This window comes from Alistipes onderdonkii (genome assembly GCF_025145285.1).
GTDB lineage: Bacteria > Bacteroidota > Bacteroidia > Bacteroidales > Rikenellaceae > Alistipes > Alistipes onderdonkii.
This window is the reverse complement of the sequence record NZ_CP102251.1, coordinates 939,184-962,006: the sequence shown is the minus strand read 5'-3', so window position 1 is coordinate 962,006 and position 22,823 is coordinate 939,184. Positions and strand designations below refer to the sequence as shown.

The following is a 22,823-nucleotide window of genomic DNA, read 5'->3' as shown; positions in this document are numbered from 1 at the left end:
AAACGGGCAGCCTGTTTGCGCGGCATCTACGGGTGGGCGGGTTTCCCGACCTGCTCCGGGGGCGGTTTCTGCATTGGATTCTTCATTAAGTGGAGTTGCGTCACTGTGTTCAATCGGAACCGCCCTTTTCTGTTAGCGTGAAATACCCTGCTTCTTGCGGCGTTTGTGTTTGCGTGAAAGGTTTCGGCGCATGGCTTCGAACTCCTCCTGCGACATGGGGCCGTCTTCGGTGAGCTGTTCCAGCAGGTCGCCCGCTGCATGGAACAGGCTTTCGCCCATGCTGCGGGGTGCGGGCTGCGCCGGGCGCGGAGATAATCCGCGCGGGGACGTGCGGATCTTCTCCGTCTGCCGCGGAGATGTCGGGGCGGGCTTGGGCGGCTGTTCTGCCGTCTGACCTACGGGCGGCACGACGCGCGGCGGTGCGGCTGTTTCGGAACGCTGCGGTTTGGCTTGTTCGTCCGCCTGCTGCCGGGGTGCTGCCGGAGCCGGGGCCGTGAGCTTCGGCAACAGCGATGCCCGATCCGCATGGGGATTGTTGAACAACTCCTGAAAGACATTGGCCGAATAACTCTTACCGAGCCGGGAGCCGTTCAGCACGGTTTTCGTCCGGTGGTCTATGAACGTCGCTCCCGTAATGCGGCCTGTGGCGTTCTGCCGAAAAACGGCGTCTATACCGTCGGCTTTGAGCAGGCGCACGAACTCGTCCTGTGTCCGGGCGCGGTGCATGGCGCGGGCCACGGCCGCGCGGATAGGGCCTTTTATTTGCTCGGATTTGATGTCGGCATCGTTTCTGGCGATCTGCTTTTGCAAGAACTTATAGCCTCCTTTCAGGGTCAGGGCCGAGGATTTGATCGGTGTGCCGACCCACGCGCCCCGTTCGTCGGTCGCGGTGTAGACGATGCCGTTCCACCGCTTGCCGTCGGCTTCGCCCCTGCGTTCTTCCAAATCGACATTATAGAGGTTCAGCAGCGTTCGGAACTCGGAAATCGAGCCGAAACGGTATTGCTCGGCCAGAAGCCGTACGGCGGACTTCATCTGCTGTTTAAGGTTGTCGCGCCCGTACTCGACCCGGCGGGCGGTGTCGAACTCCCGCTGCTCCTGTCCTTTGACGGCGGGCCGCAGGCCGTACCTGCGTTCGATGTCCTGCAAAATCGCTTTCGACCGGGGCCTGTCCTGACTGTCCGATATGATCGACCCGTCATCGCGCAGGCGTACCGAAACGATATGAATGTGTTCGCGGTCGATGTCGCGGTGTTTGAATACGTAGTAGGGCTGCTGGCCGAAGCCCATGCGCTCCATGTACTCGCGGGCGATCTCCGTAAGTTGGGCATCGGTCAGACAGTCGGTAATGTCGGGATTCAGCGATACATGGAATACGGGGTCTTTGATCTTCCGGGTATCGAGGTAGGGCTGAAAACTCAACAGGGCACGCCGCATATCGAACGTGTCGGATTGCTCGCAGTCGCCTAAAACCAGATTTCCGTACAAAACGGTAGCTTCGCCATTGCGCACTTTCCCGGCGTTGTACTCCAGTACGCCGCGAATGGATGCGCCTTTCGTTATTCGACCGACCATCTGCGATTAAATTCTTCGGTCAGGCGGACGACCTGTCCAAACAAGACCGTCAATTCCTGGGTGTGCTTCTCCAGCCGTGCCAGTAAAGCCACGGCCCGGCGGTCGTTGAAATTGGAGTGGATGGCTTTGACGGTCTGATTGTAATTGACCCCGACGGCCCGGATTTGGGCGTAAAGATTCGTCAGGCGCAGGTAGTAGTCGTGCGCGTCCTTGTTGGTCTGAACGACCCGGAACGGTCAGCCGAAGATGCGGGAGAGGATAAATTTCGACTGGCTGCGCTGGCCCGCCTTTAACATCATTTTTTCAAACTGTACCTGTTGCTGTTCATTCAACCGGAACGTGTGCATGTAGCTTTTGGGGTCTATGACCCGTTTCTGTTTTTCCATAAACTGATATTTTAAGGTTAATCGACTTGGGAGATTGACCAGCACGGTTTTTCGGTTCTTCGTTATTGTAATACAAAAGGCACTTTGTATTACAATAACATATCTTGCTATTTGCTCTACGCAAATAAAATCCGTCCCCACGGGACGAAAAGGAGTTGCCGCGGGCAACGACGTCAATCCTTTAAACCTCTATACCGAATAGGTAATCTTCCCGCTGCAAAGGTAAGGGCAAAATCTTTACGTTGGATAGTCCATTTTTGTCCGTTCGTGTCCGTTTATGTCCGTCGAGGTATCTTTCAGCCGGTTTCACCCTTTTATTTGTGCCGGGTTCTGGCAGTAACAGCATTAAAATATTGCAAGACATAGGGTCGAGCAAGACGCAAGAGCCGAAAAGACGCCGGGTTTTGTAAGACGCAGGGTCGGGCAAGATGCAAGAGCCGGAAAGATGCCGGGTTCTGTGAGACGCAGGGTCGGGCAGGATGCAAGAGCCGGAAAGATGCCGGGTTCTGTGAGACGCAGGGTCGGGCAAGATGCAAGAGCCGGAAAGATGCCGGGTTCTGTGAGACGCAGGGTCGGGCAAGATGCAAGAGCCGGAAAGATGCCGGGTTTTGTAAGACGCAGGGTCAGGCAAGATGCAAGAGCCGAAAAGATGGCGGATTCTGTAAGACGCAGGGTCAGGCAAGACGCAAGAGCCGGAAAGATGCTGGGTTTGGGAAGATGCAAGGCCGACTGAATATGAGAAACAAACAGAATTTAACCAAAGTAAAATTATGGACAAGAAACCTATTTCTATTTCATTTGCCAACCAAAAAGGCGGTATTGGCAAATCGACCCTCACGATTCTGGCCGCTTCTTGGCTGCGCTATGTCCGGGGCCTGAATGTGCTGGTCGTGGATTGTGACTTTCCACAAAACAGTATCGTCGAATTACGGGAGCGCGAAAAAAAGGCTGTTATGAAAAACGATGCCTATAAGCTCATGCTTCAACGGCAATTCGAACGGCTCCAAAAGAAAGCCTACCCAGTGATACGCTCAACGCCGGAAAACGCGGAGAACGACGTGCAGGTATTCCTCGCCAGCGAATCGGAACCCTATGACGTGGTGCTTTATGATCTGCCGGGCACTATGGGCACAAAGGGCGTAATCTATACGATTTCGTTGCTGAACTATCTCTTTATCCCTATGCGGGCCGACCGCCTTGTGATGCAAAGTACGCTGAACTTCGCGCAGACGGTTTACGATAAATTCGTTGAAAATCCAGCTACGAACATTCAAGAGGTCTTTCTGTTCTGGAACATGGAGGACCGCCGGGAACGGACGAATATCTATACCCTTTACGAAAGGATATTGGCTACACTCGATATGAAAGTTTATATCTCCCGGATTCAGATGCGTTCGAAGTTCAGCCGAGAGTTGGCAGATGCGGACGGCACGGTGTACCGCTCAACGTTGTTTCGCTCGGACGGAACTTTCCTCCGCGAAAGCGGAATGGCCGCCCTAATGGATGAAATATGTACGACAATCGGCATATAAGCTATGGCAAAGAAACAGGGACGCTATGAGCCGATTGACGAGGATATGATTCGCAACTTGATCGGTGGGGTTGATGCACCGCCGCGGTTGGTTCCGAAACAAGCGCCAGCGGCTCCGCCACCGGAAACTCCTCCACCGGAAATGCAGACGGAATCCCAAATCACACGGTCGGCACAAGTTATCGTTAGGCAATCCGAAACAAACGCAGGACATAATAAAGGGAAAGATTGCGGTAACGAATACAAACGTATTTTCTTGTGTCCTCAAAACTGCTTGCCGGACACCTCTTGCCGGATAAAACGGAGTACACGGGAAAAATTGGCATGGATTGTCCGGATGCTCGGATCTGATGATATGTCCGTGAAAGCCTATGTAAATAATATTTTGGACAATCATCTGGAACAATACCGGGACGAGATAAACGAACTAATTGAAACCACAAAAAAATTCAAGTTATGACAAAAAAACACATGAACAAACGAATGCGGCGGGGACTGCTGCGAATCGCCTTTTTCACGGGACGCAAAGAGAAAAGGCTGCCCGATGCGCGGGACGAGGGATGTACCTGTATCGACATGCAGGTAGTGCATAATGTTCCGGAATACGCTGCGAAGTTCCTGCGGCCGCACAACCTGAAAAACCGGGTTTCGGTCTACATGGAGCGCGAAGTGCGGGATGCCTTGCAGGTTATCGTGAAGCGTATCGGCGGCAGGGAACTTACCACTGCCGGATATATCGACAATATCCTGCGTGAACATCTGGAAGCACACAAGGACCGGATTAACGAAATAAGCCGCAGCCATGCCGATATTCTGTAAAGCGATGATAGCCCTGTGACTGGCCTATTCGGTATATATGCTGCTGGACCGCCACATATACCGGGGACGTTTAAATTACCTGCTTTTCGGGCGTCGGATTGAAAAGGTGAAAGGCTGGCTGCATCGTATAACCGCTCCGGCGGTGAAAGCGGAGCCGGAAGCGCAGCCGACGGAAGATATTGCGTTACACCGGAGTTATCAGTACGATCCGCCGCCTGTACCTGCACCTGCACCTGAACCGACACCGCCGCCGGAACCTGCAAAACCGCCGGAAGCGGAAGCACCGCCGACTGCGCCCCCGGAAGCTGACGCTCCGGACGGCTCGGCTCCTGCCGTTTCGCACCCGACACCGCCGCCGGAGAGCGACAATTACAACGAGGACGAGGAATATATGCGTCACATGGCAAATACCGACGAGGGGCCGCAGCCGGGTGCTGTCGATGCTGACGACCTGCTGGTTCTACTCTCGGTTTTCTCGAAAGGCAAGAGTGCCACGCAGCAGGAGATCGCCACGGCACGGCGGGCCATGCGGGCCGTTTCGGGTTCGCAGATCGAGCAGTCGATTTTAGACCAGCTCAATGGAAAGGACGGGTATGTCGCGGTCATGCTCGACATGATTACAAAGGACCTGCACGCGGAGGACGATACACCCCCGCGGGAGAATAAAAAATCTGACCGGGTTTTTCGTCTGGAAGATTTTGTATAACGGATGTCTAACTTAAAACAAATGCCTATGGGAAAGGATTTTTTTGATTCCGGCTGACGACGGAAGTGCCGTTTATGAACGGCGAAAATACGTCAGACAACATTTTCCATAAATCGCTGCCGGCCGTCATGGGCGGTCGGCAGTTTTTCACCGAAACGAAAGCAAATTATCTATGAAAAGTAAAAACAGAATATTTTTGAATACTCCGCTCAATCCGGCCCGGCCTCCGTACCGCAAACGTCTTACCGCTCTGTTCTTCGCGGCTTGGGGCATGCTGTGAACGTTGGCAGCTACGGCGCAGACGGGCGACGGCTCGGCGGGCATCCGTCAGGCTGCGCAAATGGTAAACGGCTATTTCGAACCTGCCGTGAAGCTGATTTACGCAATTGGGGCCGTCGTGGGGTTGATCGGAGCCGTAAAAGTCTACGGCAAATTCAGTTCCGGCGACCCGGACACGGCAAAGACCTGCGCCAGTTGGATGGGGGCGTGCGTCTTTCTGATCGTCTGCGCCACGGTCTTAAAATCATTTTTCGGCACAACGTATTAGTATATGACAACATTCGAAATTCATAAGGGCGTGGATGCGCCCGTCGAATTTAAAGGACTGCGAAGCCAGTACCTTTTCATCTGCGCCGGGGGACTTATCGGGGCATTCCTGATCGTCGTCGTCTTGTATATGTGCGGCGTGGGTCAATTCCTCTGCCTGGGTGTCGGTGGCGCTCTGGCCGCCGGGGTCGTGATGCTGACATACAGGCTGAATGAGAAATACGGCACGTATGGGCTTATGAAAGCGTTGGCCGTAAAGCTGCATCCCCGCCGTATCACCAACCGTCGCCGTGTGAAGCGCCTAATCCGTTCGAGCCATGTATAGCACGCTGAAAACTACCACGCTGGAGCGGAAATTTCCGCTGCTGGCTGTCGAACAGGGCTGCATCGTCAGCAAAGAAGCCGACATTACGGTAGCGTTTCGTGTCGAATTGCCGGAACTGTTCACCGTTGCGGGCGAGGATTACGAAGCCATGCACGCGACATGAGCAAAGGCAATCCGGGTACTACCGGATTTTACGGTCGTGCATAAACAGGACTGGTTTATTTCCGAGCGGTATGTACCCCAGATTACGGAGGACATGAGTTTTTTAAGCCGCAGCTATGAACGTCATTTCAACGAACGTCCGTACCTGAACCACACCTGCTACCTGTTCATCACCAAAACCACACGGGAGCGCACGCGGCAGCAATCGACGTTCAACACCCTCTGCCGGGGCTACCTGACCCCGAAAGAGGTGCGGGATAAGGATGCCGTGGGGCTGTTTCTGGATGCCGTGAGCCAGGCGGAAAGCATCATCAACGAAAGCGGGCTTTTCAAGGTCGAACGGCTCACGGAAGCGGAGATCGTCGGCACGCCGGAAAAGGCCGGGATTCTGGAAAAGTACTTCGCACTCACGCAGGACGACACGGCCACGTTGCAGGACATGCGGCTGGACCCCGGACGGATGCAGGTCGGCGACAATACGCTGTGCCTGCACACGCTGTCGGATTTGGACGACCTGCCGCAAAAAGTTTCGACGGACAGCCGTTTCGAACGGCTCTCGACGGACCGGAGCGACTGCCGCCTGTCGTTCGCGGCTCCGGTGGGTCTGCTGCTGTCGTGCGACCATATCTATAATCAGTATGTGCGACAAGAGGTCGTGTAAGTAATTGTTTAACAATCAAATGAAGTAACAAATATCATTCAGATCAGATTAAACCTATTGTTCCGTCAATAGTAGCCTACGGTCACGTGCGTCGCTCAAAAGGCGGGGTGCGAAGCTGGCCGGACAAAGTAGCCCTTCCGCAAGGAGAAGCCCGAACCGCGAGGGAACGGCAACTGCTCTTAGCACAAAAGAGTCGGGGAGCGAGGCTGGGCGGTATGGTTAGCACAAGCGAACTGTTATAAGCGTCGTAATGTACGAACAAGCCAAAGTTGCTGAGAGGCTTGAACCAAAAGGTAACGCAGTCGGATAACCCTTTGTATTGTGGGGTTACACGGACAAAGCACTGCCGGCGCAACGGACAGAACCTAACCCGCTCATTTGTTACTTACGCGAAACTTGGTAAACCCGTATCTCTCCTGCCTTCGGGCAGGTAAGCCGACCGCAAGGAAAGCCGAATGAGGTGCGGGTATGGGAACGCAGAAAAAGCGAATGCCGTCCTGTAACGGGGCGGATAGGAGTTTCAACGTCACTCCGCCGCGAAAGCGGGCAGACTTCTGCGAGGTGACTCTTTACAAGAAACTATGTAGAACTTTCTAAAAGAAGGAATGCAAATGAACGAGATTAATTTATCGTGTGCGCCTGCTGACCGTAGGCAGTGGAACAACTGGACCGACATTGATTGGGTCAGATGCGAAGCTGCGGTTCAGAAGCTGCAAGGACGTATTGTAAAGGCTCAGAAAGAGGGTCGTCCGGGCAAGGTAAAAGCCCTGCAATGGACATTGACCCACTCGTTTTACGCCAAAGCGTTGGCGGTCAAACGAGTTACCTCTAACAAAGGTAAGAACACGGCGGGAGTGGATAAAGTTCTCTGGACTACTCCCAACGCAAAAATGGGTGCTGTCGCCGATCTGAAAAGACGTGGCTACAACCCGCAACCGTTACGAAGGGTACATATCAAGAAGAGTAACGGCAAACTCCGTCCGTTAGGAATACCTACAATGAAAGACAGGGCCATGCAGGCATTATACCTCATGGCTCTGAACCCGGTAGCAGAAACTACCGCCGACAGACACTCTTACGGCTTCCGTAGGGAAAGGTGTACGGTCGATGCGATAGTACAATGCCATACGATACTTTCAAAAGAGGTATCTCCGCAATGGATACTCGAAGGGGACATCAAAGGTTGTTTCGACCACATCAGCCATCAATGGTTACTCGACTATATCCCTATGGATAAGGTCATGCTCCGTAAATGGCTGGAAAGTGGATTCGTATTCAACCGGCAACTGTTTCCCACCGAGGAAGGTGCGCCGCAGGGCGGTATCATATCGCCGACACTCGCGAATATGGCACTCGACGGCCTGCAAGCAATGCTTGCAGAAAATTTCAAACTGAGACGTACCAAAATGGGATATTTCAATCCTATGGTAAATCTTGTGCGATACGCAGATGATTTCATTATTACCTGTTCCGACAGGGAAATTTTGGAATCGCAAATCAAACCCGCAGTCAGCGAGTTTCTTCAAGCACGGGGGCTTACCCTATCAGAAGAAAAGACGAAGATTACTCACATTGATGAAGGATTTGACTTTCTGGGTTTCAACATCAGGAAATACAAAGGTACGCTGCTTATCAAACCGTCAAAGAAGAACGTCAAGGAGTTCCTTGCCAAAATTAAAAGTATTGTTCGTAAGAACCAAGCTATTAGGCAGGACAAACTTATCGGACTTCTAAACCCCGTCATAACCGGTTGGGGCAACTATTACAAGGGTTGCGTAGCCGCCAAAACCTTCAAGAACGCAGACGCACAAATCTTCTACAAACTGTGGGCGTGGGCATTACGCCGCCACCGCCACAAGGGTAAGAAGTGGGTTTACAACAGGTATTTTCTGTCGAAGAAAGGCCGGGCGTGGACATTCGGTACGATGCTGAAGAACAACGGGAAACCATTTCCGTACACACTGAAGTATCTATCCGATATTGATACGAAGACCAAGCCTATCAAAATCCGCAGCAAAGCCAACCCATTCGACCCGGAATGGCGACCATACTTTGAGATGCGTAACAGGATGAAAATGTTAAGCTCTCTCAAAGGCAAACAGGGCTTTCTCAGAATGTGGGAGAAACAAAATCAGCGTTGTCCGTTGTGCGGCGAGATAATCGACGCGGATAAAATCTGGACTATTGCGGAGTTATCCGACAAGTCCGGCAAATCCAAAATCATCGCCCATGACAGATGCAGTCGTACACTTACCCGTAAAATTAGAGCTTATGAGCCGGTTTCATAATAGAAACTTTGAGTTGCTTGAGCCGTATGATGCGAAAGTATCACGTACGGTTCTTAGAGGGGAAGGGAGCAGTAATGCTCCCGACCTACTCGACATTTTTCTGGACAATCCTGCCGAAACATTCCAGCAGTTCGAGAAACGTACCCGGAACCTGCAATCGCTCTCGCGGTATAGCCGCGCCAATCAGATCAACAAGGAATGGCTCGATCAGTTTTTGAACGAGGGACATAGCCGGGGTCTTACGCCCGTGCGGTGTCATTGTAATGTCTTGGCGTGGTCGGACGATGCGGAGCAGTTGAAACGCATTAAGGCAGATGTGGGGTCGCAGCTTGCGACGATGGAGTGTAAGCCGCGGCATAACACGGTCGATGTTCCGGCGCTGTTCTGGGCGGGTATTCCCGGCAATGAAAGCGACTTCCCGGCAGAGGAAAGTTTCTATACCTACCTGGAACAAGCCCTGTGCTTTTTCGTGGAGGAAACGAATTACCGGGATTCGCCGTCGCCGTTCGGAATAAAAATGGTGGACCGGATTACGGGTAAACCCCTGCATCTGGACATATCCGACGAGCCGATGAAACGGGGTGTAATCTGCAACAGGAATCGTATCGTCATTTCAGGATCGGGAGGTGGCAAATCTTTCTTTGTCAATCACTTGGTTCGTCAGTACTACGAACAGGGCACACACGTTGTCCTGGTCGATGTGGGAAACAGCTACAAAGGGCTGTGTGCATTAATCAACCATCGCACGGGCGGTCAGGACGGAATTTATTTTACCTATACCGAGGACAATCCGATCAGTTTCAACCCGTTTTTCAGCGACGATAATATCTACGACGTTGAGAAGCGCGAAAGTATCAAGACGCTGATTCTTACCCTGTGGAAACGGGACAACGAACCCCCGCGCCGCTCCGAGGAAGTCGCGCTGTCGAACGCTGTGAGCCTGTATATTCAGCAAATTCAGAACCGTGACGACCTGCGCCCGTCGTTCGACACGTTCTATGAATTTATCGACAAGGAGTATCGCGGATTGCTCGAACGCAAGCGGGTTCGGGAAAAGGATTTCGACATCGAGAATTTCCTGAACGTCCTGGAACCCTACTATAAGGGCGGCGAATACGATTACCTGCTCAACTCGGAACAGAACATCGACCTGCTGAACAAACGCTTTATCGTGTTCGAACTGGACAATATCAAGGACCACCCGATACTGTTGCCCGTTACGACGCTGATTATCATGGAGTGTTTTATTTCCAAAATGCGACGGCTGCAAGGCGTTCGCAAACTGATCGTGATCGAAGAATGTTGGAAAGCCCTGACAAGCGCATCTATGAGCCAGTACATCAAGTATTTATTCAAAACGATTCGCAAATTTTTCGGCGAAATCCTCGTCGTAACACAAGAGATCGACGATATTGTTTCCTCGCCGATTGTAAAGGAGGCGATCATCAACAACTCCGACACGAAAATCCTGCTGGACATGCGCAAGTACATGAATAAGTTCGACGCAATCCAAAACCTGCTGGGGCTGACCGATAAGGAGAAATCGCAAATCTTGTCTATCAACCTTGCGAACGACCCGAAGCGCAAGTATAAGGAGGTCTGGATAGGAATGGGCGGCGTTCAGTCTGCGGTCTACGCTACGGAGGTCAGCGCGGCCGAGTACTACACCTACACCACGGAAGAAAGGGAGAAAATGGAATTGTTCACGCTCACCGACAAGCTGGACGGGGACATCGAACTGGCGATCAAACAACTCGCCGAAAACAAAGAAAAACACGAACCTAAAAATTAAAATTATGTTTAAGAGTAAGAAAAAAAGAGCAATCGAATCGGCCATAGAACATCTTTCGGCGACGCTTCGCCATGCTGCCGAAAGCCTTGCCGCCGTCGCCGACGACGTGCGGGTGAGCCGTGCGGAAATCCGCAGGGATTACATCTGCGGCGGTTGGACGACCCCGGACCTTAACCGGGGACTTATTATCTCCAAGCTGCCGGAGGGATTCAATGCGGCAATTTACGCCCCGCCGTTGAACCGCAAGCGGACGCGCCTGCTGCGGGTCTTTGTCCGCGTGGACGGCGACATGCTGAAAGCCTGTTACGACGGTGTGGAGCATACGATCACCACGAACCCGCTGCATGACAGCATTACGTTTCCCGGCTACGGGACATTCCTGCGGGACGATCAAATTTTCGGATAGCCATGCGCAGAATCCTTTTATCCTTTCTCTCCGCACTGCTCCTGTCGGGAGTGGCGCGGGCGCAGATTCCGGTGACGGATGCGGCCAACATTACACAAAGCATTGTCAATTCCGTTACGGAGCTGGTGCAGACTTCGACCACGGCGGAGAATATGATCGGCAACTTCAAGGAAACCATGAAAATCTACCGTCAGGGCAAGGAGTATTACGACCGCCTGCGCAATGTCACGCACCTTGTCCGGGACGCCCGTAAGGTTCAGCAGTCCATTCTATTGGTCGGGGAACTCTCGGACATCTACGTAACAAGTTACGACAAAATGCTCACGGACGATAATTTTTCGTCCGCGGAACTTTCGGCCATTGCCGCGGGGTATAATAAACTTCTGGAAAGGGGCATGAACTCCCTGAAAGACCTGAAAGAAATCGTCAATCCGACGGATTACTCCATGACCGATAAGGAACGGCTGGACCGTATCGACCAAGCGCACGGCGAACTCACGCACACGCGCGATCTGATGGTCTACTACACGCGCAAAAACATCTCCGTTTCGTACCTGCGTTCGCAGCGGAAAAACGACACGCAGCGGGTGTTGGATTTATACGGTTCGCCGGACGAAAAATATTGGTAGCTATGGTAATGCCTTTATCTGACGGGATGGATATTCATTTCACCAGCCTGCACAAAATTCTTCGCAACCTCTACGATCAGATGACGCCCCTAACGGACGATATTGCCACGTTCGCTACGGCCGTCGCCGGATTGGGGGCGCTGCTGTATATCAGCTACCGGGTCTGGCAGGCCCTTGCGCGGGCCGAAGCCATCGACGTATTCAGTCTGTTGCGGCCGTTCGTTATCGGCTTGTGCATTATCTCTTTCCGGCCCATCGTTATCAATTCGATCAACGGAATTTTAAAACCGCTGGTCGTTGGCACAAATCATATCCTGAAAGATCAACTGCTGGATATGAAAGAACTTCAAAAGAAGAAAGACCGTTTGGAATGGGAGGAAGCTGTACGCCGCAAGACATACGGCGTAATAGACCCGAATGAGGATTATGATGCGGAATTGCGGGCGCTGGGGCTGGATGTTCCGACGCAAAGTGTCATGGATGCGCTGTATGAGGTAACGCATATTTTCAGTACGAAATATTGGGTACTTCAATTATTCCGGTGGCTGCTGGAAATCCTGTTCGGGGCTGCGGCGTTGGTGATCGACACCCTGCGGACATTCTATCTGGTGATCCTTACGATTCTGGGGCCGATTGCTTTTGCAATCAGCATCTACGACGGGTTTCAATCGACCTTGACCTATTGGTTTTCGCGCTATATCTCGGTCTATCTTTGGTTGCCTATCGCCGACCTGTTCAGCGCCATGCTTGCGAAGATTCAGGTTTTGTCGCTGGATCGGGACATCGAATTGATCGGCGATCACTCGTTTCTGCCGGATTCTGCGAACTCGGTCTACCTGATTTTCCTGCTTATCTCGATTATCGGCTATTTCACGATTCCGACCGTTGCAAGCTGGATTGTGCAGTCCGCAGGGACCAGGGCCTACAACAAAAAGGTTACGGGTGTTTTCGGCGGAGCTACAAACGTCGCCGCCGGAGCTGCCGGAGCCGCCACGGGCAATGTGTCCGGGGGCCTGATGAAATAATAACACTTGTAAAACATGGAATTTAAAGCATTAAAAAACATCGAAACAGCCTACCAGCAGTTACGTCGTTATTCGATGGCGTTTCTAGGGTTGTGTGCCCTGATTACGGTCGTCGCCGTATGGAGGTCGTACAGCTACGCCGAAAAGCAGCGTCAGAAGATTTACGTGCTGGACAACGGCAAAAGCCTGATGCTGGCCCTGTCGCAGGACCTTTGGCAGAACCGCCCCGTCGAAGCGCGGGAACATGTCAAACGGTTTCACGAACTGTTCTTCACGCTCGCCCCGGATAAGGCGGCCATCGAAAGCAACGTCAACCGTGCCATGATGCTGGCCGACAAGTCGGCGATTGCGTACTACCGGGACCTCTCGGAAAAGGGGTTCTTCAACCGCCTGATCGCGGGCAACGTCAGCCAGCGCATTGTGGTAGACAGCATCGCCGGGAACTTCAACGACTATCCCTATGAACTTCGAACCTATGCCCGGCAGCAGATCATCCGCGAAAGCTATATCACCGAGCGCAGCCTTGTCACCTCCTGCCAGCTTATCAACACCGTTCGTTCGGACAACAACCCGCAGGGCTTCATCATCGAACGGTTCACGGTATTGGAAAACAAAGACCTGAATCGCTATGAAAGGTAAGCACATTCTCAAACCTCTGTGCGAGGTGAAAGATCGGGCGTTGGGGCGTTTGAAGAACTATCTGGAGCAACGCACCCCGCGCCAGCGGTTGTATATCGTCCTTACCGCGCTGCTGCTGTTCGCAGCCGTGGATATATGGATGATCGTCAGCAGCCTTTCGGGGCACTCCGAACCGCTGCCTGCACAACACATCGAAGTATCAGTACCATTAAAACCGTAAACTATGTTAGGTAAGACCAAGAATCCGGGCGGACAATCCGCCCCGCAGAAAAACAAATATCTCGTCATTGCGCTGCTGTGCCTGCCGTTCGTGCTGTGCCTGTACCTGATCTTCGGCGGCAGCGGGGAGCAAGCCCCCGCCACGGTCGGCGGGTTGAATTTCAACATCCCGGACGGCCGGACACAGAATATCGAGGGCAACAAGCAGAAAGCAATGGAGCGCGAGCAGATGAACGAACAGCACGACGCCCGTGTGCGGACGCTGGCCGAAAGTACTTTCTCGCTGTCGGGCGACACGGTGCAGGCCCCGAAGCGCGAGCAGGCCCAGCCCGACCAGATTGCGCAGTCGCGCAACACCTACCGGGACCTGACGCGGGAAATGAACTCGTTTTATGCCACGCCCCGCACCGACCCGCAGATCGCGGCGCTGAAAAAGCAGGTCGCGGAACTCTCCGCCGAACTGGAACAGTCGCGCGAAAAGCCCGACCCGCTGGACTACATGGAACGCAGCTACGCCCTTGCGTCCAAGTATCTGGGCGGCCAGCCGCAGGCGCAACCGCAACCGGGCGCAACCTCCGAGAAGTCGAAAGACCGCGCGGCATGAGCGCACCGCACGGTGGAAAACCCCGTGTCGGGGTTGTCGCAGCCTGTTAGCGATTCGGCGTTCATGGCGCAATACGGCAAGCCCCGTAATTACGGATTCAACACCGCCGTCGGGGAGGGTGTCGCGGAGAACCGCAATGCGATTCGCGCGGCTATCGACGCCGATCAGGTCATAACGGCGGGGGCCGTTGTCCGGCTGCGGCTGCTGGAGCCGATGCAGGTTGCACGTTATGTCCTGCCGACCAATACGGTCGTGTTCGGCGTGGCGGCCATCGAGGGGCAGCGGCTTTCTATCACCGTGAAAAGCATCGAAAGCGGGGGCAGCATCATCCCCGTACAACTCACGGCGCACGACACGGACGGACAACCGGGGCTTAATATCCCGAACTCGTTAGAGCGCGAAGCGGCCAAAGAAGCCGTGGCAAGCGTCGGTTCGTCGGGCATATCGAGCATATCGGTTACGCACAACGCCGGGCAGCAGGCCGCAATGGACCTTGTGCGGGGTGCAATGTCTGCGGGCAGCCAATACCTGAACGCAAAGATGCGGGAAGTAAAAATCAACCTCAAAGCAGGTTATCAGTTATTATTAATTTCAAAAGAGTAAAGCAAACATGAAAAATCTTATTATGACATTCGCGGCAGCCGTGGGCCTGTCGCTTGGCAGCTTCGCACAAAGTGTAAGCACCGAATCAAAAGCATTCCGCTCCAGCCAGATCGTCGCACCTTACGACATCGAAGTAACGTATAACAAAACCGTGCATGTCCTGTTTCCGGCGGCTGTGCAGTATGTCGATTTGGGCAGCAACGACATCATTGCGGGCCGTGCCAGCGGTGCGGAGAATGTCGTGCGCATCAAATCCGCCGTCGCCGGATTTACGGGCGAAACGAATTTCTCGGTCATAACCGCCGACGGGTGTTTCTACACGTTCAATGTAACCTACGCCGACGAGCCGGGCCAGCTATCCGTGGAAATGGACGACTGGCTGCGCAAGAACCCCACGGCGGAGTATGCCAACGACCGACTGTTCGTGCGGCTCTCGGAGCTGGGCGGCGAAACGCCCGTGCTGGTAAACCGCATCATGTATTCGATCTACAAGAAAAACGCTTCGGACATCAAGTCCGTCGGCTCCAAGCAGTTCGGGATTCAAACCCTCCTGAAAGGGGTCTACATTCATAAGGACCTCATGTATTTCCATATCGCCGTGCGCAACATGTCGAATGTGTCCTACGACATAGATTTCATCCGTTTCAAGGTCGTGGATAAGAAAGTCGCCAAACGAACCGCTGTTCAGGAAACCTATGTGAATCCGGTGCGGGTGTTCAGCCAGCAGAACACCGTGGACGGAAAAGCGACCGTTCGCAACGTGTTCGTGTTCCCGAAAATGACACTCCCGGACGACAAGGTGCTGACGGTCGAAATCTTCGAAAAGGGCGGCGGACGGCATCAGTCGTTCAACATCGCTAATGGGGAACTGGTCGGAGCGAAACTCATTAACGATCTGAAAACCCGGTAGCCATGCGAAAGTACGTCATCATAGCATTCGCGGCGGTGTGCCTTTCCGGGCTGTGGCCCGGCGAGGTACACGCGCAGCGGGGGCTTCCCAAACAAAAGGGAATTCAGATCACGGCGGGCTGGGTGGACGGTTTTTCGTTCGTGAAAGCCGGACGGCGGGCCAACTTCTACGGTAGTGTGGCGTTCTCCAGATATAACCGCAATTCGACGCGCTGGCTCGTGGGGCTGGAATATCTGCAAAAGGATTACACCTACCGGGGCGAAGTCGTGCCTAAAGCGCAGTTCACGGGCGAAGCCGGATATTTTGTTCCGCTTGCAGCAGACCGGGGCCGAAACGTCGTGCTGTCGGTGGGGTTCTCGGCGCTGACCGGGTACGAATCTTCGAATTGGGGCAACAAACTGCTGCATGACGGGGCGCGGCTCCGGGATGCCGATTGTTTCCTGTACGGCGGGGCGCTTACGGCCGAAGTCGAAACCTATCTGTGCGATAAGGTCGTGTTCTTGGTGAGCGTCCGGGAACGGGCTTTGGCCGGGTCCACGGTCGGGACCTTTCACACGCAGTTCGGGTTCGGGTTCAAATTCATCATCAATTAACCGCGCATGAATTTACTGGAATTATTTTCAGGCATCGGGGGTTTCTCGCTGGGGCTTCATCAAGCGGGATTTACCTTTGATAAGGTCTATTTTTCGGAGATAGACCGTCATGCCATTGCTAACTTCAAACACAATTTTCCAAATGCACAACACGTCGGATCAGTCTGCGATATTACAAGAGCTTCCATTGAACGTCCCGATATTATCACTTTCGGATCGCCTTGCCAGAATTTCAGCGCTGCTGGAAACGGCCTTGGACTGCAGGGAGCAGAAAGTTCACTCATACGGTACGCGATTGAGGCCATTGACTACTTTAGACCTGACATTTTTATCTGGGAAAATGTTAAGGGCGTCCTCTTCGAACGACATTGCCGGGATTTTTGGGCAATCGTCAAGGCCTTTGCCGACATTGGGCTTTATCAGATCGAATGGCAACTGCTTAATACTGCATGGGTATTACCCCAAAATCGAGAGAGAATCTACCTTGTCGGGCGTCTTGCAGAAAAATGCCGGGACAAAGTATTTCCTGTCTGCGAAAGTGTTTTCTCGCCTGAAAAGGAATCTGGAAACAACAGGGAAAGCAAAGATTGTTGTGGTACGCTTATAAAAACCTATGGCCGGACTGCGAATTGGGTTACCTACGTATTGCAGCTCCAACGGGGAGAACAATTCGACGGCAAGCTCCGGGCGATCCACGAGGGACAGTTGCGGCTGCTGACCGAAACGGAGTGCGAGCGGTTACAGGGCTTTCCGGACGGTTTTACGCGCTATGGCGTCTATGACGGAGAGGTGCGGGAGATTTCCCGCACGCAGCGGTATTCGTTGCTGGGAAATGCTGTCAGCCCGCCTATTGTAGAAAGGGTGGCTGCGAGAATCAAACAAACGACATTGTTGTAATTTATTATCTCAATTTATGAAAGAAGCAACAAGAAAAACAATGTTTTCATCCGTTCGGATGGACTGGGCTACGCCTATGGATTTTTTCAATGCGCTCGACGCGGAATTTCACTTCACACTTGATCCTTGTGCAAGTCCTGAAAATGCAAAGTGCAAGAAATACTATACAGAGCGGACAAACGGATTATTACAGAGCTGAAAGGGCGAAACGGTGTTTTGTAATCCTCCTTACGGTCGTAATATCGCGGCGTGGGTTATCAAGTGCTGGCAGGAAGCGAAACAACCGGGAACAATTGTCGTAATGCTGATTCCGGCCCGCACGGATACGCGCTATTTTCACGATTTTATTTACCACCAGGCAACAGAAATACGGTTTATTAAGGGCCGTCTGAAATTCGGAGGTCAGAATAATCCCGCACCGTTTCCGAGCATGGTAGTAGTTTTCAAGGGATATAATAAATAAAATGAACAGTTATGCGAAAAATAAAAATCTGCGGCATTTTTGCCGCGCTGCTGTCGCTGTTCTCGTGTAACGATAAGATCGACGTGCAGCAAGCCTATGATTTCGGTATAACGACCTGGTATCTTCAAAAAACGATCAAACCGGGCCAACCCGTCGAAATACGGTTCTATCTGACCCGTGAGGGGTATTATGCCGATGCGGAGTTCTCAATCGGCTATGTTCAGATCGAAGGTGACGGCGTGGTGTATGATACCGGAAACTCACGGCTTATAAATCGGGAGTTCTGTGCCTTGCAGGAAATATCCGACCTGCAGGACGGGGTTTTCACGCTCTATTACCGGAGCCTGTCGGACAAAAATTCAACGCTGAAATTCATCGTCATGGATAACTTCGGCCAGACACGAGAATTGCAGATCGAATTTGAAAGTGAAATATAAGGGAAAAGGCGGCCGGTATGAAGTGCACCCCAAAGATTGGCCGGATTAATATTAATTTAGATAGCATGAGTTCGGTACTGCACCGGGCTCATGTTGTTTAAAGCCCTCTTTATTCGTTTGTTGCCCTTTGAATATTGCCGTTGATTTGTCATAGCGCATAATCGAGGTGGTATTTAATATATTCAAATTGAAAATCACCACATTCGGCACGGGGTAGCCGGAGGTGGGCTACACGAGGATTGTATTTATATTTATTAGTAAGATATTCCACCATTTTTTCATAAGCATCGTAGCCACTTTTGGCAAAAAAGTTTCCCTTATACAATTCTATTCCTTTGATCGTGCCGCGTTCATTCGTGTATACTGTCAAATAGAAATAATATCGTACAGCATATATTCCCTCCCGGATTTCGGATAACTCCTGCCGACGCTTGTTTACTAATTCCTTATTCTGTTCGAATCGTTCCAGATTTATTTTTTCGAGTTGTGTCTGATAAAGCCGGTTGTGTTCTTCCAGAGTGTCGGCCAATGCCGGGTAATAGTTTATGTGCGTTGAACCTGTGCCCGTTGTTTGGAGCATGTTCAATCCCGAATATTTTTTGGTTTTATAAATGAAATAATCGACGGTTCCGGCTTCGTTTCCCACGATTTCGCCAAAGAAAATAGCGTATATCCGACACTCTGCTGTTTCGCTGCATTTCAGTTGTTTCGCACTTCTCGGATTTATAAGGGAATTGATGAAATAGATAGCTTGTTCCGGTGTGCTGCATAGTTCAATTCTATTGAAGTACACGAACACATATTTTCTTTTGAGATTCATACGTTACAAGTTTTATGAAAAAGAGAAAGCAGTATAACAAATATAGCTTTTATTTGTTGAATTTCAAATACCTGTGATATGTTTGAGGACTGAATTTTTTTCGTGCATGGCTCGAATAATATAAAAATGTGTCAGAGTGATTTTAAAAGCCAATGATAACAAGAAAGGACGGCTATCTTTGCCGTTCTTCTCCTATTTTCTTCACGTGCATTGTTTCCGGGGTGTAATTACGGTCAGTTGCCGTAATCTTTGGGGTAAGTTACTCCGGTATGTGTACAGGTCAGGTCGAATGCCCACGCTACGGCATTGAATGTTGAAAGGCGCGTAGGTTCCATACGCAAATCATAAATACCGATACCCCCGGCATTGGCTCGCATTGATTGTATCGTGCGAACTTTGACCGCACTATCACTTAATGGGCCTCTTAAATCTATACTGAACGGAAGATAGTGTGATACCGGGAACATTGAAGATAGGTAATAACCGTTCAATGAACCTTGGTGCGTCAGGTCGATACATGCTACGGCTTCGGGTGAAAGCGTATTGGTATTTCCCCAATCCAGCAGGGTAATTATTTTGTCGGTTTTGTTTCGCAATTTCAGAATAACATTGCTGAATGAGGTTGAATTTGCCGGTGGCCAGCCGCGGGTTCCGTATTCCGACCATTCATCGTCGAGGAAATAGCCGTCCACACCGGCGGCCTCCCCGACCTCGATAATCTGGTTGCAGAACGATTCTGCTTGTTGATTCGTGAGGTTTGCGAACCCGGCTCCGGTATGGTCGCCCAGATAGCCGAGCAGGACTTTGATACCTTTTGCCTGGAGCGGTTTGATATATTTGTCGGGATCGGCGAGAATAGCTGCGTTATTGGGATTGTTGTAGGCATAAACATTCCCGTTGGCATCTCCACGGATGTTGGACGAATAGATCACCACATGGGTAAAGAACGGTTCGCCGTTGGAAAGGTAATACTCTCCGGCATTGAGGATATTTACATCGTTGACTTCCACGATCAGATGCCGGGCGAAGTTTTCTATTGTCGCCGCGCGGGTCATGGGGGTAGTTTGTCCGTCCGGTTGGGCTATGACGGGTTCTTCTGCACTATTGCAGGCTGTAAATGTAAATGTGTATGCCGCTGCTGCGACAACATACACGTTATCATTGTCTTTTTCATGGCTGTTGTTTGTTTCGGATGAAAAACCGCGCACCACTTTCGCGGTGCGCGGACACTTTAATCACAACCTATTTCTTCTCATTTCGCGTAAAACATTAATTGCCATAGTCTTTCGAGTAGGTCTTTCCGGTGTGCGAAACGGTTTCCCCGAAAGCCTGGGCTGCTGCGTTAAACGACGAAAGGCGATAGGACGACATCGGCAGGTTGAAGAACGCGACACCGCGGGCATTGGCATTCTTGGCCGCCGTCGTATAGGACTTGATCTGGTTGTCCGAAAGCGGGCCGGTCAGGTCTACGAACAAGGGCAGATATTGACCTTTTGCGAACGACGAATTGAACCCGTAGCCGTTCAGCGTACCCTGGCAGCCCCAATCGAGGTGACTGATAGCAGTGGACGAGAGCGTACCGGTATTACCCCAATCGAATACGCTGATCGACTTGTTGGTCTTGCCTGCCAGCGCGATAATCATGTTGCTGTACGAAGTGCTGTTAGCATAGGGATAGCCGCGGGTTCCGTACTCCGCCCACTCGTCGTCAAAATCGTAGCCGTCTACGATATTGTCGTAGGCAACCAGATCATCCGTGTAAGTACCGATTTGTGCTGCGGTAGGTTGGCGAATCCGGCACCGGTGTGGTCGCCGAGGTTGCCCATGATGACCTTGATACCTTTTGCCTGGAGCGGCGCGATGTACTTGGCGGGATTTGCGAGGATTGCGGCGTTGTTCGGGTTGTTGTAGTTGTGGACATTGCCCGATGCGTCGCCGCGGATGTTGGATGCAAAGAGAATGACGTGCGTAAAGAACGGAGTGCCGTCCGACAGGAGATATTCTCCTGCGTTGAGCGGATTGACGTCGTTTACTTCGACGTAAACAACGCGGTAGAAGTTGCCGAGCGTTGCCGCGCGGGTCATCGGGCCGGCCTGATCGGTCGGGTCGTTTGCGATGGGTTCCTCGGCCTGCTGGCACGAGGTCATCAACAATGCGGATGCAGCGAACAAGGTGCAGGCTGCGAATAAGATTTGTTTTTTCATAAGGCAAATTTTAGTTAAAAGGTTGAGGTTTGAGAATTATAGGTTGTAGTTAAAGTGTTTTTTACCAGTCTTTAGTGAAATTGCCGTAATTTCGATCATCCCAGGTTACGTTTATCAGTAGTATCATTCCGTCGTATTCCCAATCCCAATCGGTAACTGCGTCTGCCACTATATTGAAAGCACTTTTGGGGCCTTCTTCGTATCCTGCCGAGTTTGTCGGCATATCCCAGAATGCGAATACGTTCCCCGATTGGGTTTCGCGGTAGAGGGATTTAATAAGGGGAGTTAAAATGGGGTTTAGTTGTGCGCTTTCCTGCGTATTATTCGTTTTCAGCAGCGCGCCGCCGTATTTGGATTGCTCCAGCCCGGCGATGGGTTTGAGTTCCGCGCCGTCGGCATAGGCATCTACGACCTTATCGAAAATTCCCGACCAGGCATAGTCGATGTATTTTCCGGCTTCGATGCCGTCGTGTGCCGTAGCGAGCAGGTCGGTGCTCTCCGCGTCGCAGGCCACGGTGACGAGTTTGTCGTCGCCCAATGCTTCCTTTGTCGCCTTTATCAGTTTGGCGTAGGATGCGGGATTTACACCGGGCATACCGTCTTTGCCGTAGGACGCTTCGATGTCGAAGTAGTTTACGCCGTCCAACTTATATGTTTCCACGACATATTTAAGCTGGAAAACAAAATCAGCGGTCTGCTCGTCGGTCATATTGCAGAATCCAAGTCCCGTATTTCCGCCTGTGATGCAAATAAGCACCTTACGACTGCTTTTCTGCAAGGGCATGAGGTATTTGTCGCGGTTGCTCAAGACGTATTGCAGATCCGGTCCGATGTCGAGCATGGCCCGCCGTGTCGTCTTGTCGAATTTTAGCGCCGCGGGGCGGAGTACTTCGATATCGATCCACGTTTGGGTTATCGTATTGAAATCGGGGTCAAATGTTTCTGCATAAAATTTGGTTCCCATCAGCGGGTTCATTTCCTCGGTATTGACATATCCCACGATTTTGAAAGCATAGGCATCGAGCTGCGTTTCAGGTACGATCTCCCCGACCAGGATCCGGTAGTAGATTACCTGGTCTTTTTCGGACGGGGACATGTCGTTATTGGCAACGGTCGCCCGCAGGGGCAGCAGATAGGCGCCTTTTTCGACCCCTTCGCGGCTCAACGTGACGGTAAGAGCAGGAGAGGTTTTCTCTCCCCTCTTGACCGTCAGCGTTTTGCCTCCTTCGAAAGTCACATTTTCCAACGGAAACAGCGTCAGTTTTGCGTCACCTTGTTTGTCTTTGTTGTATTCGTCCACAAGCGTTGCGTCCGCATCGACCGTAACCGTTACGTCTGCGGCTGCGGGCTGGGTCAGTTGGTAGAACACGGCGTCTGTGGTCGTCTGTTCTTCGCTGAGTTTGAGTGCCGAAATCTGATCGGGCGTTTTTTCCCGGCGCAGCACTCCGCCGACGTTTGCAAGGTCGTCCTTGCCGGGAATATCCCCGGCCGTGCGGGTAAAGTCCTCGGCGTCGCACGCGGCCATCGCTGCGAGCGTAAGGCAAAGTGCCGAAGTGCGCAGCAGACCTGTTATTTTATTCATG

Annotated in this window: 26 protein-coding genes and 3 pseudogenes; 21 read left to right on the top strand and 8 right to left on the bottom strand. The window is 52.1% G+C overall.

Translation table 11 applies throughout. The features are described from left to right. Window positions 1-132 precede the first annotated feature (132 nt). From mobB to NQ559_RS04165, 3 genes are read right to left on the bottom strand one after another with little or no spacing between them, the layout of a single operon-like run. On the bottom strand, window positions 133-1,575 hold the full coding sequence (gene mobB / locus NQ559_RS04170; protein WP_018697495.1) for a conjugal transfer protein MobB: 1,443 nt from the start codon (window positions 1,573-1,575) through the stop codon (window positions 133-135). Next, window positions 1,560-1,760: a plasmid mobilization protein gene (locus tag NQ559_RS16065; protein ID WP_353887823.1), complete on the bottom strand. Its 201-nt coding sequence runs from the start codon at window positions 1,758-1,760 to the stop codon at window positions 1,560-1,562. Before NQ559_RS16065 ends, mobB begins: the two co-directional genes overlap by 16 nt. A gap of 51 nt (window positions 1,761-1,811) precedes the next feature. Then, the gene (locus tag NQ559_RS04165; RefSeq protein ID WP_169342446.1) at window positions 1,812-1,961 is read right to left on the bottom strand and encodes a plasmid mobilization protein; all 150 of its coding nucleotides are present in this window, start codon (window positions 1,959-1,961) and stop codon (window positions 1,812-1,814) included. Between the two features lie 770 nt (window positions 1,962-2,731). On the opposite strand from NQ559_RS04165, the gene NQ559_RS04160 reads away from it, so the two are divergent. The 21 genes and pseudogenes from NQ559_RS04160 to NQ559_RS04065 all read left to right on the top strand — a co-directional run bounded on the left by NQ559_RS04160 (window position 2,732) and on the right by NQ559_RS04065 (window position 18,216). Beyond that, a complete protein-coding gene (locus NQ559_RS04160) occupies window positions 2,732-3,493 on the top strand; it encodes a ParA family protein (RefSeq protein WP_018697497.1) in 762 nt (253 codons plus the stop codon). A 3-nt stretch (window positions 3,494-3,496) separates the two neighbouring features. Further along, window positions 3,497-3,952, top strand: coding sequence for a DUF3408 domain-containing protein (locus tag NQ559_RS04155; RefSeq protein ID WP_083923907.1), 456 nt, complete (start codon window positions 3,497-3,499; stop codon window positions 3,950-3,952). Further along, window positions 3,949-4,311, top strand: a complete 363-nt coding sequence (locus NQ559_RS04150; RefSeq protein WP_018697499.1) for a DUF3408 domain-containing protein — start codon at window positions 3,949-3,951, stop codon at window positions 4,309-4,311. The genes NQ559_RS04155 and NQ559_RS04150 overlap by 4 nt, the downstream gene beginning before the upstream one ends. A gap of 37 nt (window positions 4,312-4,348) precedes the next feature. Further along, window positions 4,349-5,017: a hypothetical protein gene (locus tag NQ559_RS04145; RefSeq protein ID WP_026318682.1), complete on the top strand. Its 669-nt coding sequence runs from the start codon at window positions 4,349-4,351 to the stop codon at window positions 5,015-5,017. A gap of 283 nt (window positions 5,018-5,300) precedes the next feature. After that, entirely contained in the window at window positions 5,301-5,564 is a 264-nt protein-coding gene (locus NQ559_RS04140; RefSeq protein WP_018697501.1) for a DUF4134 domain-containing protein, read from the top strand. A gap of 3 nt (window positions 5,565-5,567) precedes the next feature. Beyond that, window positions 5,568-5,888, top strand: a complete 321-nt coding sequence (locus tag NQ559_RS04135; RefSeq protein ID WP_018697502.1) for a DUF4133 domain-containing protein — start codon at window positions 5,568-5,570, stop codon at window positions 5,886-5,888. Continuing rightward, window positions 5,881-6,693: pseudogene (locus tag NQ559_RS04130) on the top strand (TraG family conjugative transposon ATPase); the annotation flags it as partial. The gene NQ559_RS04135 and the pseudogene NQ559_RS04130, both read left to right, overlap by 8 nt. Before the next feature lie 629 nt (window positions 6,694-7,322). After that, complete coding sequence (gene ltrA / locus NQ559_RS04125; protein ID WP_026318569.1) at window positions 7,323-8,999, top strand: group II intron reverse transcriptase/maturase; 1,677 nt, start codon at window positions 7,323-7,325, stop codon at window positions 8,997-8,999. A gap of 94 nt (window positions 9,000-9,093) precedes the next feature. Further along, window positions 9,094-10,791 (top strand): annotated as a pseudogene (locus tag NQ559_RS04120) (TraG family conjugative transposon ATPase); the annotation flags it as partial. 4 nt (window positions 10,792-10,795) lie between these two features. Beyond that, window positions 10,796-11,197 carry a hypothetical protein gene (locus NQ559_RS04115; protein WP_018697357.1) on the top strand — a complete coding sequence of 134 codons (402 nt, stop codon included), beginning with the start codon at window positions 10,796-10,798 and terminating at the stop codon, window positions 11,195-11,197. Window positions 11,198-11,199: 2 nt separating this feature from the next. Then, window positions 11,200-11,826: a DUF4141 domain-containing protein gene (locus tag NQ559_RS04110; RefSeq protein ID WP_018697358.1), complete on the top strand. Its 627-nt coding sequence runs from the start codon at window positions 11,200-11,202 to the stop codon at window positions 11,824-11,826. Window positions 11,827-11,852: 26 nt separating this feature from the next. Continuing rightward, window positions 11,853-12,851, top strand: a complete 999-nt coding sequence (traJ, locus tag NQ559_RS04105; RefSeq protein WP_018697359.1) for a conjugative transposon protein TraJ — start codon at window positions 11,853-11,855, stop codon at window positions 12,849-12,851. A 15-nt stretch (window positions 12,852-12,866) separates the two neighbouring features. Beyond that, window positions 12,867-13,490 carry a conjugative transposon protein TraK gene (gene traK / locus NQ559_RS04100; RefSeq protein ID WP_018697360.1) on the top strand — a complete coding sequence of 208 codons (624 nt, stop codon included), beginning with the start codon at window positions 12,867-12,869 and terminating at the stop codon, window positions 13,488-13,490. Then, window positions 13,480-13,710 (top strand): TraL conjugative transposon family protein, encoded by a 231-nt coding sequence (locus NQ559_RS04095; RefSeq protein WP_018697361.1) that lies wholly within the window; start codon window positions 13,480-13,482, stop codon window positions 13,708-13,710. Before traK ends, NQ559_RS04095 begins: the two co-directional genes overlap by 11 nt. 3 nt (window positions 13,711-13,713) lie before the next feature. After that, on the top strand, window positions 13,714-14,313 hold the full coding sequence (locus NQ559_RS04090) for a hypothetical protein (RefSeq protein WP_018697362.1): 600 nt from the start codon (window positions 13,714-13,716) through the stop codon (window positions 14,311-14,313). Window positions 14,314-14,325: 12 nt separating this feature from the next. After that, on the top strand, window positions 14,326-14,916 hold the full coding sequence (gene traM / locus NQ559_RS04085) for a conjugative transposon protein TraM (RefSeq protein ID WP_154654080.1): 591 nt from the start codon (window positions 14,326-14,328) through the stop codon (window positions 14,914-14,916). Between the two features lie 7 nt (window positions 14,917-14,923). Next, window positions 14,924-15,826, top strand: a complete 903-nt coding sequence (traN, locus tag NQ559_RS04080; RefSeq protein WP_026318646.1) for a conjugative transposon protein TraN — start codon at window positions 14,924-14,926, stop codon at window positions 15,824-15,826. A gap of 2 nt (window positions 15,827-15,828) precedes the next feature. Continuing rightward, window positions 15,829-16,419: a conjugal transfer protein TraO gene (locus tag NQ559_RS04075; RefSeq protein ID WP_018697365.1), complete on the top strand. Its 591-nt coding sequence runs from the start codon at window positions 15,829-15,831 to the stop codon at window positions 16,417-16,419. A 6-nt stretch (window positions 16,420-16,425) separates the two neighbouring features. Further along, a complete protein-coding gene (locus tag NQ559_RS04070; protein ID WP_018697366.1) occupies window positions 16,426-17,316 on the top strand; it encodes a DNA cytosine methyltransferase in 891 nt (296 codons plus the stop codon). A 16-nt stretch (window positions 17,317-17,332) separates the two neighbouring features. Next, window positions 17,333-17,779 (top strand): annotated as a pseudogene (locus NQ559_RS16060) (DNA N-6-adenine-methyltransferase). Window positions 17,780-17,790: 11 nt separating this feature from the next. Further along, window positions 17,791-18,216: a TraQ conjugal transfer family protein gene (locus tag NQ559_RS04065; protein WP_015546360.1), complete on the top strand. Its 426-nt coding sequence runs from the start codon at window positions 17,791-17,793 to the stop codon at window positions 18,214-18,216. A 148-nt stretch (window positions 18,217-18,364) separates the two neighbouring features. Here NQ559_RS04065 and NQ559_RS04060 read toward each other — a convergent pair whose 3' ends face one another. The 5 genes from NQ559_RS04060 to NQ559_RS04040 form a co-directional block, all read right to left on the bottom strand. Continuing rightward, the gene (locus tag NQ559_RS04060) at window positions 18,365-19,036 is read right to left on the bottom strand and encodes a hypothetical protein (RefSeq protein WP_015546359.1); all 672 of its coding nucleotides are present in this window, start codon (window positions 19,034-19,036) and stop codon (window positions 18,365-18,367) included. Between the two features lie 233 nt (window positions 19,037-19,269). After that, the gene (locus NQ559_RS04055) at window positions 19,270-20,190 is read right to left on the bottom strand and encodes a glycoside hydrolase family 18 protein (protein WP_033395435.1); all 921 of its coding nucleotides are present in this window, start codon (window positions 20,188-20,190) and stop codon (window positions 19,270-19,272) included. Window positions 20,191-20,305: 115 nt separating this feature from the next. Further along, window positions 20,306-20,680, bottom strand: a complete 375-nt coding sequence (locus NQ559_RS04050; protein WP_018697368.1) for a hypothetical protein — start codon at window positions 20,678-20,680, stop codon at window positions 20,306-20,308. 80 nt (window positions 20,681-20,760) lie between these two features. Next, window positions 20,761-21,240, bottom strand: a complete 480-nt coding sequence (locus NQ559_RS04045; protein WP_229107464.1) for a glycoside hydrolase family 18 protein — start codon at window positions 21,238-21,240, stop codon at window positions 20,761-20,763. Between the two features lie 61 nt (window positions 21,241-21,301). Continuing rightward, window positions 21,302-22,822, bottom strand: coding sequence for a BT_3987 domain-containing protein (locus NQ559_RS04040; RefSeq protein WP_248605653.1), 1,521 nt, complete (start codon window positions 22,820-22,822; stop codon window positions 21,302-21,304). Between the last annotated feature and the right edge of the window lies 1 nt (window position 22,823).

What these genes read in the sequence shown, in the direction of transcription:
- mobB (WP_018697495.1), bottom strand. Translation starts at nt 1,575, where the DNA reads ATGGTCGGTCGAATAACGAAAGGCGCATCCATTCGCGGCGTACTGGAG.
- NQ559_RS04165 (WP_169342446.1), bottom strand. Translation starts at nt 1,961, where the DNA reads ATGGAAAAACAGAAACGGGTCATAGACCCCAAAAGCTACATGCACACG.
- NQ559_RS04160 (WP_018697497.1), top strand. Translation starts at nt 2,732, where the DNA reads ATGGACAAGAAACCTATTTCTATTTCATTTGCCAACCAAAAAGGCGGT.
- NQ559_RS04155 (WP_083923907.1), top strand. Translation starts at nt 3,497, where the DNA reads ATGGCAAAGAAACAGGGACGCTATGAGCCGATTGACGAGGATATGATT.
- NQ559_RS04150 (WP_018697499.1), top strand. Translation starts at nt 3,949, where the DNA reads ATGACAAAAAAACACATGAACAAACGAATGCGGCGGGGACTGCTGCGA.
- NQ559_RS04145 (WP_026318682.1), top strand. Translation starts at nt 4,349, where the DNA reads ATGCTGCTGGACCGCCACATATACCGGGGACGTTTAAATTACCTGCTT.
- NQ559_RS04135 (WP_018697502.1), top strand. Translation starts at nt 5,568, where the DNA reads ATGACAACATTCGAAATTCATAAGGGCGTGGATGCGCCCGTCGAATTT.
- ltrA (WP_026318569.1), top strand. Translation starts at nt 7,323, where the DNA reads ATGAACGAGATTAATTTATCGTGTGCGCCTGCTGACCGTAGGCAGTGG.
- NQ559_RS04115 (WP_018697357.1), top strand. Translation starts at nt 10,796, where the DNA reads ATGTTTAAGAGTAAGAAAAAAAGAGCAATCGAATCGGCCATAGAACAT.
- NQ559_RS04110 (WP_018697358.1), top strand. Translation starts at nt 11,200, where the DNA reads ATGCGCAGAATCCTTTTATCCTTTCTCTCCGCACTGCTCCTGTCGGGA.
- traJ (WP_018697359.1), top strand. Translation starts at nt 11,853, where the DNA reads ATGGATATTCATTTCACCAGCCTGCACAAAATTCTTCGCAACCTCTAC.
- traK (WP_018697360.1), top strand. Translation starts at nt 12,867, where the DNA reads ATGGAATTTAAAGCATTAAAAAACATCGAAACAGCCTACCAGCAGTTA.
- NQ559_RS04095 (WP_018697361.1), top strand. Translation starts at nt 13,480, where the DNA reads ATGAAAGGTAAGCACATTCTCAAACCTCTGTGCGAGGTGAAAGATCGG.
- NQ559_RS04090 (WP_018697362.1), top strand. Translation starts at nt 13,714, where the DNA reads ATGTTAGGTAAGACCAAGAATCCGGGCGGACAATCCGCCCCGCAGAAA.
- traN (WP_026318646.1), top strand. Translation starts at nt 14,924, where the DNA reads ATGAAAAATCTTATTATGACATTCGCGGCAGCCGTGGGCCTGTCGCTT.
- NQ559_RS04075 (WP_018697365.1), top strand. Translation starts at nt 15,829, where the DNA reads ATGCGAAAGTACGTCATCATAGCATTCGCGGCGGTGTGCCTTTCCGGG.
- NQ559_RS04070 (WP_018697366.1), top strand. Translation starts at nt 16,426, where the DNA reads ATGAATTTACTGGAATTATTTTCAGGCATCGGGGGTTTCTCGCTGGGG.
- NQ559_RS04065 (WP_015546360.1), top strand. Translation starts at nt 17,791, where the DNA reads ATGCGAAAAATAAAAATCTGCGGCATTTTTGCCGCGCTGCTGTCGCTG.
- NQ559_RS04060 (WP_015546359.1), bottom strand. Translation starts at nt 19,036, where the DNA reads ATGAATCTCAAAAGAAAATATGTGTTCGTGTACTTCAATAGAATTGAA.
- NQ559_RS04050 (WP_018697368.1), bottom strand. Translation starts at nt 20,680, where the DNA reads ATGATTATCGCGCTGGCAGGCAAGACCAACAAGTCGATCAGCGTATTC.
- NQ559_RS04045 (WP_229107464.1), bottom strand. Translation starts at nt 21,240, where the DNA reads ATGAAAAAACAAATCTTATTCGCAGCCTGCACCTTGTTCGCTGCATCC.
- NQ559_RS04040 (WP_248605653.1), bottom strand. Translation starts at nt 22,822, where the DNA reads ATGAATAAAATAACAGGTCTGCTGCGCACTTCGGCACTTTGCCTTACG.